At 55.8% G+C, this 15,955-nt stretch carries 10 protein-coding genes; 9 read left to right on the forward strand and 1 reads right to left on the reverse strand.

Annotated elements, in window-relative coordinates; all coding sequences use genetic code 11:
- Nucleotides 1–105 precede the first annotated feature (105 nt).
- Nucleotides 106–1,392: an enterobactin transporter EntS gene (gene entS / locus KP814_RS29865; protein WP_216740213.1), complete on the forward strand. Its 1,287-nt coding sequence runs from the start codon at nucleotides 106–108 to the stop codon at nucleotides 1,390–1,392.
- A 71-nt stretch (nucleotides 1,393–1,463) separates the two neighbouring features.
- On the opposite strand, the gene fepB is transcribed toward entS, so the two are convergent.
- Nucleotides 1,464–2,528, reverse strand: a complete 1,065-nt coding sequence (fepB, locus tag KP814_RS29870; protein ID WP_216740214.1) for a Fe2+-enterobactin ABC transporter substrate-binding protein — start codon at nucleotides 2,526–2,528, stop codon at nucleotides 1,464–1,466.
- 237 nt (nucleotides 2,529–2,765) lie between these two features.
- Here fepB and KP814_RS29875 point away from each other — a divergent pair, with 237 nt between their 5' ends.
- From KP814_RS29875 to KP814_RS29910, 8 genes are all read left to right on the forward strand, one after another.
- Nucleotides 2,766–3,962 (forward strand): efflux RND transporter periplasmic adaptor subunit, encoded by a 1,197-nt coding sequence (locus KP814_RS29875; RefSeq protein WP_253938737.1) that lies wholly within the window; start codon nucleotides 2,766–2,768, stop codon nucleotides 3,960–3,962.
- Nucleotides 3,963–3,974: 12 nt separating this feature from the next.
- A complete protein-coding gene (locus KP814_RS29880) occupies nucleotides 3,975–7,157 on the forward strand; it encodes an efflux RND transporter permease subunit (protein WP_305858284.1) in 3,183 nt (1,060 codons plus the stop codon).
- Between the two features lie 309 nt (nucleotides 7,158–7,466).
- The gene (locus KP814_RS29885) at nucleotides 7,467–8,612 is read left to right on the forward strand and encodes an iron-containing alcohol dehydrogenase (RefSeq protein ID WP_216740215.1); all 1,146 of its coding nucleotides are present in this window, start codon (nucleotides 7,467–7,469) and stop codon (nucleotides 8,610–8,612) included.
- Nucleotides 8,613–8,770: 158 nt separating this feature from the next.
- A complete protein-coding gene (locus KP814_RS29890) occupies nucleotides 8,771–9,133 on the forward strand; it encodes a hypothetical protein (protein WP_216740216.1) in 363 nt (120 codons plus the stop codon).
- A 17-nt stretch (nucleotides 9,134–9,150) separates the two neighbouring features.
- Entirely contained in the window at nucleotides 9,151–10,128 is a 978-nt protein-coding gene (locus tag KP814_RS29895) for an ATP-binding protein (protein WP_216740217.1), read from the forward strand.
- Nucleotides 10,129–10,396: 268 nt separating this feature from the next.
- A complete protein-coding gene (locus KP814_RS29900; protein ID WP_253938738.1) occupies nucleotides 10,397–14,596 on the forward strand; it encodes an RHS repeat-associated core domain-containing protein in 4,200 nt (1,399 codons plus the stop codon).
- A complete protein-coding gene (locus KP814_RS29905) occupies nucleotides 14,596–15,066 on the forward strand; it encodes a hypothetical protein (RefSeq protein ID WP_216740218.1) in 471 nt (156 codons plus the stop codon). Before KP814_RS29900 ends, KP814_RS29905 begins: the two co-directional genes overlap by 1 nt.
- Nucleotides 15,067–15,627: 561 nt before the next feature.
- A complete protein-coding gene (locus KP814_RS29910; RefSeq protein ID WP_216740219.1) occupies nucleotides 15,628–15,834 on the forward strand; it encodes an immunity protein Tsi6 family protein in 207 nt (68 codons plus the stop codon).
- The last annotated feature ends 121 nt before the right edge of the window (nucleotides 15,835–15,955 follow it).

Below are 15,955 nucleotides of genomic sequence, written 5' to 3' on the forward strand. Positions count from 1 at the left end.
ATTGGTATACTATCATGCTGCGCCACCGGGTAAAACCATTGCCGCGCAATCCTGCGAATAGAGGCAGGGAAATCACTTCTATTCATCACTTCTTTGGCTGGTGTAATGAGCAAATCATCTATCTTTGTGGACTTCAGTCTGCTCAAAAACAACTCGCACTTTCGCGCTGTTTTCGTGGCGCGAATGATGTCGGTATTCGCCCTTGGCATTCTCACGGTCGCCGTTCCGGTGCAGATACATGAGCTTACCGGCTCCGCGCTGCAGGTCGGTTTCGCCATGGCGCTGGACAGCGTCGGCATGTTTGTCGGTCTGATGTGCGGCGGGGTATTGGCGGATCGCTTCGACCGTCGCAAGTTGATTCTGACGGCGCGTTTTCTGTGTGGCGTCGGGTTTCTCGCCCTGGCGTTAAACAGTTTCGTGGCGGAGCCGTCGCTGCTGGCGTTATATATCGTTTCCGCCTGGGACGGTTTTTTCGGCGCCATGGGCATCACCGCGCTGATGGCGTCGATTCCGACCCTGGTAGGGCGTGAAAACCTGGCCGCCGCCGGGGCGTTGAGTATGCTTACCGTGCGTTTTGGCGCGGTGATGTCTCCTGCGGTGGGCGGCCTGATTATCGTCTCCGCCGACGTGAGCTGGAACTATCTGCTGGCGGGCGTCGGCACCGTGGCGACCTTGCTGCCTCTGGTGCGGCTGCCATCCTTGAAGCCCGGGGATCATCCGCCAGGGCATCCTCTGCAGGCGTTATTGGAGGGTTTTCAATTTCTCTGTCGCCACAAAATAGTCGGAGCTGTGATAGTCGTTGGCACGGCGCAGACGGTATTGAGCGCGATTCGCGTGCTGTTTCCGGCCCTGGCTGAAGAAGGTTATGGCGGCGGCGCCTTTGAGGTCGGATTGATGTTCTCCGCCGTGCCTCTGGGAGCGATGCTTGGCGCCTTCACCAGCGGCTGGGTCGGCGGCTGGCGGCGTCCTGGCGCGTTGATGCTGGGGGCGATGACCGCTTCAGCGCTGGCAGTGGCGTCCCTTGGCGTAGTCAGTCATATCTGGCTGGCGCTTGTGGCGTTGGCGCTGGTCGGATATCTCGGCTCTATCACGTCTCTGTTGCAGTTCATGCTGGTGCAAAGCCATACGCCTGATCGGTTGCTGGGGCGGGTGAACAGCCTGTGGAGCGCTCAGGATGTGGTTGGCGACGGCGTCGGCGCGGTTGGACTGGGCGCGTTGGCGCGGGCGGTGACGCCGGTGCTGGGCGTCTTTTCCTTCGGCGTCGCGGTGGCGATGGCGGGAGCGGCGATGACCTTGGGGTTCGGCTCCTTGCGGAAAATGCAATCCGGCGCGCCTCCAGAAGAAACCGAACCTATGAGTGGCTTTGTCGCAGAAAACGAAGAACCAGCTTAATGCCGGGACGACCCACTGCGCTCAGTGGTGATTCAGGCGCAGTGGGTAGAGAAGGTAAACCCGGTTGGCTCTCAAGGATGGGTGATAAACGACGTATTGGCGTCGGCGACTGCGGCAGGCGTCTCAGGAAACAGGTCGGTCAGTCGCTGCAACAAATTGCTGGCGCTGTAGTAGTCCAGGCGAAAGGTATCCAGCCCCACGGCGTATACCCGGTTGCTCTGGATAGCGGGCGTATGGGCGAGAAACTTATCCTGGCTGATTTGCCGGACCCTGTCTTCATTGGCGGAAAACAGCAGCATGGTGCGTCCCTGTAGCCCATCGGAAAGGTTCTCTCCGGCGAGCTGTACGATGTCTTTACGCACGCCTTGGCGAGTGCCGCCCTGAACATGGGAGGGCGGCGTGGCGACTTCAAAGCCCAGCGCCTGCAATAACTGGCCTTGCGCGGAATCCGGCGTCCACAGGTTGGCGCCGGAGCCGTCTTCGTAATACACCAGCGCGGAGACCGGCTGCGGCGGCAGCTGGATGCGCGCTTTCACATCGGCGACCCTGGCGTTGAATTCATCGATTACCGACTGCGCCTGTTGCTCGCGGCCTGTGGCGGCGCCCAGGAGAGAGGCCAGCTGCTGCCAGCTTTTATCGTCATAGTTGAGCACTAACACCGGCGCGAACAAACTGAGTTGCTCGTAAAGAGCGAGAGCGGAGTCGCCGCCGGTTCCCGCCATGACAATCAAATCCGGCTCCGCCGCGATGATGGCCTCGGCGTCCGGCGCGCCCTGATAGATCGGAAGTACGCCGCGTCGACGGGCGATGTCGCCCCATTGCCGGAAAAAGCCCTGTGCATCGGCGACCTCGGTGTTGGGTGAGGAAGCTCCGCTGGCCACCACGGGGGCGTCAATGGCCAACAAAACGCCAGTCAGGGTCACGCTGGTGGAAACTATGCGCTGCGGCGCGCGTTCCAGGATGAGGTCGCCTTGCGATGTGGACAGCGTTCTCGGCCAGGTTGACGCATTTTGAACGGTGAGGGCGGGCGCGGCCTGTGTCGACGTGTTGGCGGCGACGTCTCTGTCTGCGCCGCAGGCGGTTAGCAAGCTGGCGCACAGCGTCAGGAAAAGAAACAAAAAGCGATTGTGCAGCATTGTGATATCTCTACCCCTTGAAGTGATTGATTGAGCCCTAAATCGCGCTGACGCTGGCTTTGCGCGGATCGTTGACGAAAAGCGGCGCTAACGCGTTGACAGGAAGGCGGTCAGAACTCATATAATGGTAACGCAAATGATAACTATTATCATTAAGTGTTTGTTGACCACCATCAATCCTTTGGAAGCGCGTCTTGGGCGTCTTTCCCGATTCAGGAAGTTTCGAACGCAGTCATCATGGAAAAAATTCGCTATTTGCTACGCCACTTGTTACGCCACCTATTACTCCAATTGTTACGCCACTTGTTACGCCCCCTGATGCTTCCCTTGTTACTGGCCGGATGCGGCGAGCGGGAAGCCCCTGCGCCAGCTCCACCGCCCCCGCCGGAAGTGGGGGTGGTGACGCTGTCGCCTCAGGATGCGCCAATTCGGACGGAGTTATTTGGGCGGACGGTCGCCTATCGTTCCGCGGAGGTGCGCCCACAGGTCAATGGCGTTATCGATCGCCGTCTGTTTACCGAGGGGGCGCGGGTGGCGTCGGGGCAGGCGTTGTATCGCATTGAGTCGGATCGCTATCAGGCCTTGTTCGATCAGGCGCAGGCGAATCTGGCGACCGCCCAGGCGCGGCTGGACAGCCTGAGCGCAAAGAGTCGGCGTTATGCCGAGCTGGCCGCCAATAAAAGCGTCAGCCGGCAGGACCATGAAGACATTCAGGGCGACTATCGGCAGGCGCAAGCTTCGGTGCAAGCGGCGCAGGCGGCGCTGCAACTGGCGACGGTGGATTTGCAACGCACGGAGATCGCCGCGCCCATCGCGGGACGCATCGGTCGTTCCGCGGTCAGCGAGGGGGCTTTGGTGACGGAGGGGCAGAGCGCGCCGCTGGCGTTGGTGCAGCAGCTGGACCCAATCTATGTGGATATGACGCAATCCAGTCGCGAGTTGCTTTCCTTGCGCAGGGTTCTGTCTGAACAGTCGGCTTCTCAAGCAGGCGAAGAAGTCAGGCTGAAACTGGAAGATGGCTCCGACTATCCTCACCCAGGCGTTCTGCGTTTGACGGAAGTCAGTGTGAACGAGCAGACCGGTTCGGTGACCTTACGTGCGGAGTTTCCCAATCCCGATGGGCTGCTGTTGCCCGGGATGTTCGTGCGGGCGGAACTGACGCGGGGCGTGCATTCGGATGTCTATCTTGCGCCGCAACAAGCCGTGACGCACAACGCCCGCGGCGAAGCCATGGCGATGGTGGTGACGGCGGAAGAGGTCGTGGAAGAGCGCCTCTTGCATATCCTTGGGGCGCAGGAACGTCACTGGATTGTTGGCGCTGGTTTGAATCCCGGCGACAGGGTGATCGTGGAAGGTCTGTTGAACGCTTTCCCCGGCGAGCCAGTGCGAGCTACAGAGCTTGCCGTTGATCTCGCTGCGGCGGCCCTTCAGTAATAGGCGGCGACAATGAAAGATCCTGTACAGGCGGATGACCTGAGCCGCCAGCGATTGGCTGAATTTTTTGTTAACCGCCCGGTGTTTTCCTGGGTGGTGGCGATTGTGGTGATGCTGGCTGGGGCGCTGGGGCTGATGTCCATGCCGGTATCGCAATATCCGGATATCGCGCCCCCGACGATTATGATCTCCGCCAACTATCCGGGCGCGTCCGCTGAAGTGGTGGAAAACAGCGTTACGCAGATTCTTGAGCAGGAACTGAAAGGGCTGGATAACCTGATGTATTTCAGTTCCCGCAGCAGTTCCTCCGGCGCGGCGGAAGTCATGCTCACTTTCCGGCATGGGACCGATGCGGATATCGCCCAGGTGCAAGTGCAGAATAAAGCGGCGCAGGCGTCGGGACGTTTGCCGGCGCCGGTGCAGCAACAGGGGCTGACCGTTAATAAGTCCCAGAACAACTTTCTCATGATTCTGGCGTTTTATGACGCCAGCGACCGCCTCAGCGACACGGATATTTCCGACTGGCTCGCGGGCAGTCTGCAGGACCCCCTCAGCCGGGTGGACGGCGTGGGATCAGTGCAGAATTTTGGTTCCTCCTACGCCATGCGAATCTGGCTGGACCCGCACAAACTCAACAGTTATCGCTTGATGCCCCAGGACGTTATCGACGCCATCGCGGCGCAGAATACAGAAGTCTCCGTGGGCGAACTCGGCGCGCTTCCCGCCAGACCGGGACAGCCATTGAACGTGAGCGTCACCGCCATGTCGCGGCTGACGTCGACGCAGCAGTTTCGCGACATTCTTATCAAAACCGATGGGGATGGCTCCGTGGTGCGACTGGGCGATGTGGCGCGGGTAGAGTTAGGCGCGGAAGACTACGGCGGAACCAGTAAGCTTAACGGGCATCCCGCATCAGGGTTGGCGATCATGCTGGCGCCTGGCGCCAACGCCTTGCAGGTCGCCGAGGCGGTGAAGCAAAGGGTAGCGCAACTACGCAGTAATTTTCCTTCGGGAGTGGAAGTCGCCTTCCCGGAAGACACCACGCGTTTCGTGAAGTTGTCCATCGAATCAGTGCTGCTGACTCTGGTGGAAGCGGTGGCGCTGGTGGTGCTGGTCATGTTCGTGTTCCTGCAGAACTGGCGCGCCACCTTGATCCCCGCGATTACGGTGCCTGTGGTGCTGCTGGGAACATTCGGCGTGCTCGCCGTCGCTGGCTATTCCGTCAATACGCTCAGTTTGTTCGCCATGGTGCTGGCGATAGGTCTGTTAGTGGACGACGCCATTGTTGTGGTGGAAAACGTTGAGCGCATCATGCGCGAGGAAGGACTGGATGCGCGCGCGGCGACGTTGAAGTCCATGGGGCAGATCACCGGCGTGCTGATCGGCGTGGCGGCGGCGCTGGCGGCAGTCTTTCTGCCCATGGCGTTTTTCTCTGGATCGGTAGGGGTGATCTATCGGCAGTTCTCCGTGACTTTGGTGGCGGCGATGGCGTTGTCAGCATTGGCGGCGATTTGTTTGACGCCGGCGCTTTGCGTCAGATTCCTGCGTCATGGTCAGGTGTCCGCCGGCGTGTTCAGCGCCTTGAATCGCGGCTTCGGCAGAGTTCAGCATCGTTACGTCGGCGGCCTGGGTTTTATGTTGTCGCGGCCGTTGCGCTTCAGCGCCGTCTACCTGTTAGCGGTGGCCGTGATGGCGTTGGTGTATTGGCGCTTGCCCACGGCGTTTATACCCGACGAAGATCAGGGAACCGTTCTGGTTCAGTTCAACCTGCCTGCGGGCGCGACCTACGACCGCACCGCCAAGGTGGCGCAAGAGATCGAACGCTATTTTCTGGAGCAGGAAAAGTCGAATGTGGAGTCCGTGTATATTCTGTCCGGCTTCAGTTTTGACGGCGCGGGACAAAACGCGGGCATGGGGTTTGTGGCGTTGAAAGACTGGTCTGAACGGAAGGGCGCAGTAAACAGCGCGCAGGCGATCGCCGATCGCGCAACAGAAGCTTTTGGTCGCCTGCGCGACGCTCAGGCCTACAGCATGGTGCTGCCGCCGATTGAAGGTCTGGGTCGCAGTAACGGCTTCGAACTCTGGTTGCAGGATTTGGGTGGTTTGGGCGCAGAGGGGCTGACTGAGGCGGCGGCGAAGCTGGAGCGAAATCTTCAGGATGGCGAGCGCTTTTCCTACGTGCGCGCTGGCCCTGACCGCAATGTCCAGCAGCTGCGCGTGGAGATTGATCGCGAAAAGGCCTCTGCTTTGGGGCTGGCGCTGGAGGATGTCAACCAGACCCTGAGCGTCGCCTGGGGCGGTTATTACGTGAATGATTTCGTGCATCAGGGAAGAGTGAAGAAGGTGCTGGTGCAGGCGGACGCTCCTTATCGTGCGTCGCCGGACGATCTGCGTCACTGGTTTGTGCGCGGCGCCGGCGGCGCCATGACGCCTTTCACCGCTTTCAGTGGTACGGAGTGGCGCAACGGCCCCACGGAAATCAGCCGCTATAACGGCCTGCACGCCATTCCCATTTTCGGCGCGGCGGCGCAAGGCGTCAGCTCCGGCGACGCGATGGCGCAGGTCGAAGCGCAGGCGGCGCGTTTACCGGGAGCCAACTTTGAATGGAGCGGCCTGTCCTATCAGGACAAGCTGGCCAGCGGACAGGCTCCGCTGCTGTATTTGGCGTCGATCCTGTTTGTGTTCCTGTGTCTGGCGGCGTTGTACGAAAGCTGGACCATACCCTGCGCGGTGGCGCCGGTTATTCCTCTTGGTGTGTTGGGCGCGCTGTTGGCGGTGTACTGGCGCGGTTTGCCCAATGATATTTATTTCCAGGTTGGATTGCTGACGACCATCGGACTGTCCGCCAAGAACGCGATTCTGATCGTGGAGTTCGCCGAAGCGGCGGTGCGCCAGGGTATGACTCCAATGACTGCAGTCGTGGAGGGCGCCCGTTTACGACTGCGTCCCATCCTGATGACCTCACTGGCGTTCGGCGCCGGCGTAGCTCCTCTGGCGCTCTCCACCGGACCTGGTTCAGCAAGCCAGAACGCAATCGGAACCAGCGTACTGGGCGGCGTTCTGACGGCGACAACCCTGGCGATATTCTTTGTGCCGTTGTTTTATTTGTGGGTGAATGGCTCTATTCTGAAGAAACGGCGCAGGGCTGTTGTGATAGACGCCCCCATCGAAGAAAAGGCGGAAGCCCCGGCATAATTTCAAGTGGGCGAATCGCCTGATTCGTTAAAGTCATATAACGCTGCTTCCTCACAGTGACGATGCAGCGTTGAGCAATTCCCTTTATCCCGATTCTGTCGAATCCTTGCCTATTTCTGTTTAACTTCCCTTTGCAAAGGGTTGGGCGCTTTGCTTCCTGATGGGATAGGAGTATGTTCCTGTCCCATATTCGACGCGGATGTTTTTATCTTCCTCATAGTGAAAGGCCCTCTATGAGTATGCGCAATTAATCCGGCGCCGCTCCGTGTCGACGCGCCTGTAAAGTTATCGCGACTAAAGGAAGTGAGTATGAATTTTTCTTTTTCCAACAGCACTCGCATTGAGTTCGGCCAAGGCCGCATCGCCAAGCTGGCGTCTTTGATCGACGCGGAGCAAAAGGTGATGGTTGTCTACGGCGGCGGCTCCATCAAAAAGAACGGCGTCTACGATCAAATTAAAGACGCGCTGAAAGACCATTCCTGGGTGGAGTTTTCTGGCGTAGAAGCCAACCCTACGGTGGAGACATTGGACAAAGCCGTTGAGCTGGCGCGCCGTGAGAAGGTGGATTACATCCTGGCGGTGGGCGGCGGCTCGGTGATCGACGGCTGTAAATATATCGCGGCTGCAACCCTGCATGACGGCGATGGCTGGGATATTCTCACCCGCAAATACACTATCGCTCGCGCGCTGCCTCTTGGCGTGGTGCTGACCTTGCCGGCCACAGGTTCAGAGTCCAATGGCGGCTCCGTTGTGACCAAAGCCGCGACCAAAGAAAAGCTGTCCTTCGGCTCCCCATTAGTGCTGCCTCGCGTCGCGGTGCTGGACCCGGATGTGATCAAATCTTTGCCTGAACGTCAGGTCGCCAACGGCGTTGTCGATGCATTCGTGCATATTTGTGAGCAGTACCTGTCCCATAACGGCGACGCCTGGGTGCAGGATGGCTACGCGGAAGCGCTGTTGCGTAATCTGGTGCGTCTGGCGGAAGAGTTTCCACAGCGTGACAACGATGTATGGCGCAGCAACCTGATGTGGACCGCCAATCAGGCATTGAATGGTTTGATCGGCGCCGGCGTGGCGCAGGATTGGGCGACTCATATGATCGGTCATGAAATCACTGCGCTTTACGGCGTCGACCACGCCCGTACTCTGGCTATCGTGCAGCCCTCGCTGTTGCGCGTGCAAATGGCGGACAAGCGCGCCAAACTGGAGCAAATGGGGCGTAATGTGTTCAATCTGCCTCAGGACGACAAGCTGGCGGAAACCACGATCGAAGCCATCGAACGTCTCTACAGCAGCTTGGACATCCCCACCAGACTCTCCCATGCAGGCATTGAAGGCGACACAGCGGTTCCGGCGCTGGTTGACGCGCTGGAAAAACACGGCATGACCGCACTGGGCGAAAATCGCGCAATCACCTTGGACGTCAGCCGGGAAATTCTAAAGCGCGCAGCTTGATAAAAAACTGCGGTAAGCAGGATTTCAGATAGGGATTATGCAGCAAGGGCAGGGACGCCTGGCTCTCTTAAGTCTCAGATTTAAAAGGCTTCTGACGACAGTTTCAGGTATAATCATCACCCGTTGAAACGCTCCATTCAGACAGGTGATGATTAGCCATGCAACTCGTCTACGCGTTATTTTTCTCCCCCTCCCATCACACGACCCCTTCTGATTTTATCGGCGTGTTCACCTCCCGAGCCAAGGCCGATCAAGCCATTGCAGACTTATCCCAACAAGCGCCATTTCAGGGCCTGACAGAGCATTTCGTCATTAGAAAATGCCCTTTGGATCAAACGGCCTTCGAACCGTCCGACCTTGTTGAAACGGCAACGCCAAACTGGTCCGTCTGGCGTCAGGACGATAACAACAATACCTTCTTCATCCAGGGCGGCATGACCCAATCCGAAGCTTTGTCATTAGTGAAAGACTACGAAGATAAAGGGCACAAGCAGATGTATTGGGCGAAGAGGAATAGTTAGGAACTGGAGAATGAAGCATGTTGTCCTTTAAAGACGCGGTGAGAAAACGTCCTGGCATGTACTTTGGCGATATCGATCACAATGCCGTCAATCATGTTGTCTACGAGCTGGTCGCAAATGTTGTGGATTTATTTTTGGCGGGCAAGGCGACGACTTTGAAGGTAGATGTTAGTGATAGTGAAATCGTAGTTACTGATGATGGTCCGGGCTTTCCATTTCCTGTAGAAGATGGTGCCCGTAATCCTGTCGAAGTCTATCTCACCCATCATCACGATAAACCAACGGCGGATGACCATGCTCCCCATATACATGTGCTGGGAGGAGGGCTTGGGCTTGCGGCGGTAAATGCAGTTTCGGAAAAGTTAACCATCGAAAGCTCTAATGGCGTATGGCGATGGAGACAGTCATTCGGAAAAGGCGATGTATTAGCGCCGTTGGAAAGTTTCAGGTACGACGGCCCGAGCGGCAGTTCCATTAAACTCTCTCTTGATCCGTCAGTGTTTCATAATCGCTTACCTGACTTCTTTCAGCTCAGAAAAACGATGTTTGAGTTAGCTCACTTATACGCTGGACTGATTGTAGAGTTTGATGGAGAACGTTATGTCTCTAGACAGGGGCTGTTGGCACTGGCTTATCTGATGTGGAGCGGACCAAAATGGGCTTTTAACCCCAAAATGTTCCGGTTCAAAGGCCGAACAGAAGATGTTGAGTTTGAAGTGGCCGCTATTGGTGAGGGAGGCGCCTCTCCTCGCTATAAATCGTGGGTGAATGGTTGCGAGACGGAAGAGCATGGCGCGCATGTTAACGGTCTTCGCCAAGCATTGAACAACGCAGAGTGGATGCCGGACATTGCGTTGATCAGTATTGTTATGCATGATCCGAAATTCGCGGGACCGGTGAAAAGTCGCCTTTGCAATCGGAGGGTTAAGAGTCTAATTGCAGAAGCTCTGGCTGATCCTTTGAAGATGTTTAAGAGCAAGTCCGAAGATAATTGACGCCATCATCACAAAACGTTGCTTACATCACGAAATAACCACCTGAATAATGAAGGAAAATTCCCAGTATTAACGCTTAACTGGCTACGTATGCGCGTAAATCAAACTCATGGAGATTGGCGCGACGTGTCGTAAGGCAAGTGGGCGGTATGTGTCGTTGTTAGTTTTAGGATATTCGCTGATCGCCCCCAGTTACCAGTAACCGTTTTCATGACGACGCCATGGCCCGTTTGGCTTGCTGTGTCGCTTTACAAAGGACGTACTCCGAATGTATTCCACTCGCAGTTATGTATTTAAGCATTGGTCTGACATCACCGTTGCGGACCTGCCGTTTGTTGAATCTCCCTTTTTCGCTTCCAGCTATGCCGAGCGTTGTTTGAATGTCGAAGCAAAAGTCGGCGATGTTGTTAATCACCTGAAGGGGAGTCACTTTCGTTCATCGTTTGGCGTGTTTCCCGGCCGAGGTTCACGACATCTGCGTAAGTGGAAAGAAGACTTTGTTAAAGGGCTCGAACGAGGCGAAATCCTGTTGGTCTTTACCGACAAGAAAAAGCCGTTTTGCTCTGTTGTGAGCGAGAGCGAAGACGGCCTCAAGCCCAATGTGTCTGAACTGACTTTGGCCGTGCGTCTGATTAATCGCGCCAACCCCGCGCCACCGCCACCGCCGGCGATCACTGGCGAAGTGATGGACGTAACCGCGCTTAATGGCAATCCGGGATGGAGCAGTAAGCCAAGAGAGTCCACGAGTCACCAGTCCGCGCCCAGGACTTACACACCCGCCCAGCCTCAAGCGAATACAACACCGGCCGATGAGAGTGGGGCCAGCGAAAAATCCGGCAGCAACGACAATGGCGCGACCACGCCGGATAACAAAAAGGTCTGCACCAGCGGCGAACCTATCAGCATGGTCACCGGCGAGGAATTGCTGGATCTGACCGATTTCACCGTCGCCGGCCCTCTGCCTATCATCTGGAAACGCACCTACAAATCCTCCAATCCCCATCAGCGCGGTCTGGGCGTAGGCTGGACTCATATGCTGTGTCAGCAGCTGGAGGAGCAGGAAGGGCGTTTGGTCTTCACCACGGACGAAGGCCGCTACATTGATTTTCCTTTGGTGGAGCCGGGTCAGACCGTCCGCAATTCGGCTGAGCATTTGGAGCTGCGTCGGATTGACGACACTCACTACGTACTGAAACAACGCGGCGAACCCACCCGCTTGTTCGTGGGCGCCGGCGGCGTTTACCGTCTGGAAGGATGGCTGGATGGCGTCGGCAATGGCGTGCGCATTCAATACTGGCAGAATCTGGACGGCTACGAGCGACCGGTCACCCTTATTCAGACCAGCTGGGGCAAACGCCTGTACGTGCTGCATAACGCTCAGGGATTGATCTGCGAGATCCAGTCGCTGCGCGCGGACGGCGATGTGGACACCCTGGCCAAGTATGAATACGACGACGCCCAGGATCTGGTGCAGGTGCGGGACCCCGCCGGCGCGGGCGAGTCCTACGCCTATCGTAATCACGTCATCACCCGCCGCACCCTGAAGACCGGCTTCAGCTTCTATTTCGAGTGGAGCCGCTACGACAAAGCCGCTCGCTGTGTGCGTCAGTGGGGCGACCAGGGCGTCTACGACTACCGTTTCGAATGGGACCCGGCCAACAAGACATCCCACGCCATCGACAGTAACGGCGGCAGAACCACCTTCCACTATGACGATCGCGGCCAGATCGTTAAAGAAATCGATCCCGAGGGTGGAATCACTCGACGCCTGTACGACAACGCCGGCAATCTGGTGGAGCAAACCGATCCCAACGGCCACAGCACCCACTACGCCTACAATGACAACGGTCAGTTAACCGCCCTGATCGACGCCAACGGTGGCCATTACAAGATCGACTACAACGACGACGGCATGCCGGTGGCGATCACCAATGCACTGGGCCATGTCTGGCGTCGCGAGTACAACGAACAGGGCCTGCTGGCCCGCATCACTGACCCGGAAGGCGCGCAGACCCAATACGAATACAACGCCCAGGGCCTGCCGCAAAAGATCATCGACGCACTGGGACAGGCCCGGGAACTGCAGTGGAACCGGGAAGGCCAACTGGTCAGCGAAACGGAAAACCAGCACACCACCCGTTACGCCTACAACGCGCAGGGACAGGTCCGCGCCGCCACCGATCATCAGGGGCAAACCACAGCCTATCAGTACGACCGCAACGGCAACGTCACCGAAGTCAAACGCCCGGACGGCTCCGTCCTCAAAATGCGTTACAACGCCAACGACCAGCTGACGCACTTTATCGACGCCGCCGGCCGTTGCACTGAATACGTTTATGACGGTCTGGCCCAGGTGCGCAAGCGCATCGACCCGGCCGGTCAGACCTTTGAGTACCTGTACGATAAAGAGCGCAACCTGATTGGCCTGATCAACGAAAAGGGCGAGCGCTATGAACTGGCCTATGACCGTAACGAGCGCCTGATTCAGGAAATCGGCTTCGACGGTCGGGTGCAGCAATATCAGTATGACCCGGCGGGCCATCTGAAGGCGCATATCGAAGGCGTACACGAAGACGAACGCATTCGCGCGCAACACACCACGCTGTTCAAGCGCGACCCCATGGGACGTCTGCGTGAAAAGCACAGCCCGGACGGCGACATCAGTCGCTTCGCCTACAACGCCAACGGTCAATTGACGCAGGCGAGCAACCCTTACCGCACCCTTGAGTTCGCCTATACGCCCACGGGACGTCTGGCGGAGGAAATCCAGGACGGCCAACATCTGCGTCACGAATACAACCCGTTGGGCGCCCGCATCCAATCACTGCTGCCGGACGGCGGCGTCCTTGGCTTTGGCTATGACCGTCATGGTCTGTTCACCCAGGTCAGCCACAATGGCGACGTATTGGCCAGCATCGAACGGGACCAGGACGGACGCGAATTACGTCGCCGCCAGGGCGCGGCGGAATCCCGCTACGACTACGACGTCATGGGGCGTCTGACTCGTCATCGGGTCAGTCATCGTCAGAGCAAAGCGCGCATCATCGAGCGCAGCTACGGCTATGACGCCAGCGGTAACCTAGCGCTGATCGACGACCTGAAAAAAGGAACCACTCATTACCGTTACGACGCCCTTGATCGCCTGAAAACAGTTGAAGGCTATTGCAACGAAGAATTCGCCTTCGACCCGGCGGGCAATATTCTCGACGGCCAGAATCAGGCCAAGGGCAACCGCCTGAACTTCCATGGCGACCGCCACTTCGAGTACGACGCCGCCGGCAACCTGATACTCGAAAAACGCGGCAAAGGCGGTAAGCTGGAGACCCGTTACCAGTACAACAAGCAGAACCAACTAGTCGCTATTGAAAAAGACGGGCAAAAGACGGAGTACCAATACGACGCCCTGGGACGCCGCATCGCCAAACAGGACGCCTTCGGCAAGACCGAGTTCCTCTGGAACGGCGACGTGCTGCTCTCGGAACAGCGCAACCACCTGAACAAAGTCTACGTCTACGAACCCAACAGCTTCCGTCCGCTGGCGTTCATCCAGGACAAGCAGGTCTACCACTACCACCTGGACCACCTGGGCACGCCACAGGAAATGACCAATGCGGAAGGCGAAGTCGTCTGGTCCGCCCGCTACAAAGCCTACGGAAACCTGGCGCTGCAAGACATCGAAGAAGTACAGAACCCACTGCGCTTCCAGGGCCAATACTACGACGAAGAAACCGGCCTGCATTACAACCGGCACCGTTATTATGACCCCAGCGCCGCACGGTTTATCAACCAGGACCCTGTTGGATTGTTGGGGGGAGACAACAACTATCAATATGCGCCGAACCCCACGGGGTGGGTGGACCCGTTTGGGTTGACTTGTAAGGAAAACAGCTGGAATCAGTTCCAGAAAGACACTAAAGGGCACTTTGCGAACAGTACTGAGGCGGCAAAAAGCTATCAGAAGATGAAGGAAGTCGAGGCTATGTCAAAGCCTAATAGACCGGCTCCTTCTACATATTTGCCTCAATCATACATTGATGCGCATATAGCGAAGTTTAAACAGGAAGGCTCTGCATTTATTGCTGTGGAAGGATGGATAAGAAGCCCATTGTACCAAAACTTACCGCCACGGAAGTTTGTGGGTCTACGATCAGAAATGGATCAAATCATAGAGAAGTACGAGGCTTCAGGAAAAGATTGGAGAATCCTGCGGGATGATCTTGCCCTAGGTAATGTGGACTTAAGTGGTGAAAAGATTTTATATGTAACAGTATCGCCAGATGACCCCAGGTTTTCCTACGATATACCAGATGGTAATGAAGCCGGCGCTTACCCTAATGAATGGGTTCCTGGCGGGAAAACCAAAGGTGGTGCAACTGAAGCTGCTCTGGTTGGGTCAGAAAATATTTCCCATAAAAATAGTGTTGATGAACTGTCCAAGAGCTTCAAGAACGCTAAAAGGCTGCAATAATGTCAGAAAACTTATTTCAAAAGTCAGTTAACAATAGTGAGACTAATAGCTTCTTCAAGGGTGAAGGGATGTATTACTCACACAATCCCATGGATGGACAGCATTGTTATGGAGTGCGTCTGTCTGGAGATGTCAATAAATTTATTGACTCTGGGCCAGGGAAAGCGGATGAATTTAGCTATTACTTTAAGAAGTTTGTAGACTCACTAAGCCCAACTTATGAAGATCTTGGGCATCTATTGGCGAACCTAGCGGAGGTGACTAGGTTGAGGCGTCAAGGCTTATTGAGTGGGTTGGAGTTTGATAAGCATGCTGAGTCTGATATCGCAGTTTCAATAAAAAAATACTTCCAGAATTTAAAGCACCAAGATGATAGTGACCATCTTATTAAGCTATACCTGGGGCTAATCGAAAGAGATAGCTCCATTGTTGTAGAGAGTATTCTCAAAGACTACCTCTCGGGAGTCTGATTGATGCTGTAGGAGCATGCGGGTTAATCCTCATATTCCTACATCGCCCAGGAACGAGGACTGCTGCATTTGGATGAATTGTGAACTCTATCCATGCCACTAGTGGGAAGAATAAGTTGATCTTGGCTTCTGTGAATGCTGCAGAAAGCAAGATCTAAATTCCTGGGAAAATATTACTCCAGACATTAGTGAAAGTATTAGGGCCGTGGCAGAGTTTGAAGGCGCAGAAGAGTCAATAAAAATGAATGGCTATAGCGAGTATCATGTAGATGGTACTAATTATTGGAGCAAGGATGCTCCAGTAGCCATTCACTTTTATCCTTGCCATGAGTCATATATAAATATTTGCATGATTTGTAAGGCGGTATTTTTAACCTATACCGAATATGCAGGCCATGGGCCGCAGAACAGGATCAGATATGTAGATAAAAGGCTTGTGACAGATAATTGCTGAATTGGCAGTGATTAGACCATTATTCAGTATGCGCTGAGCTCTGGCAGTAGGCGAACAAAGCTAATCTCCGCTAGGGCTAATAAAGGGAGCTATAAAGCGGTGGTTGGATGAATAAAAAAGAAACACTATACGAAGCTATAGCAATAAATGAAGAAAGGCTTAAGCTAACGCCGGATCATGAAATTTATCATAGCATAGCTAGGCAGCTTAACTATTTGATTACGATAATTTCTGGAAAAGAAAAAGATAAAAGTAAGCTAGATAAAATAATTCTTGGGCACTTTGCTGTTAGGGAACCTCTGAATAACCCATAGTTATCCCAATATCCCTCTCCATTGTGCATTTGGCCCAACCATATACTGCTTTTTCCAACAACTTTCGCCCCTTTCAGGGCGGAAGTGGGCCTATCGCCCTATATCCGCAGCTCTTTCCACA

It is taken from the genome of Hahella sp. HN01 (genome assembly GCF_018986435.1).
In the GTDB taxonomy this organism is placed as follows: domain Bacteria; phylum Pseudomonadota; class Gammaproteobacteria; order Pseudomonadales; family Oleiphilaceae; genus Hahella.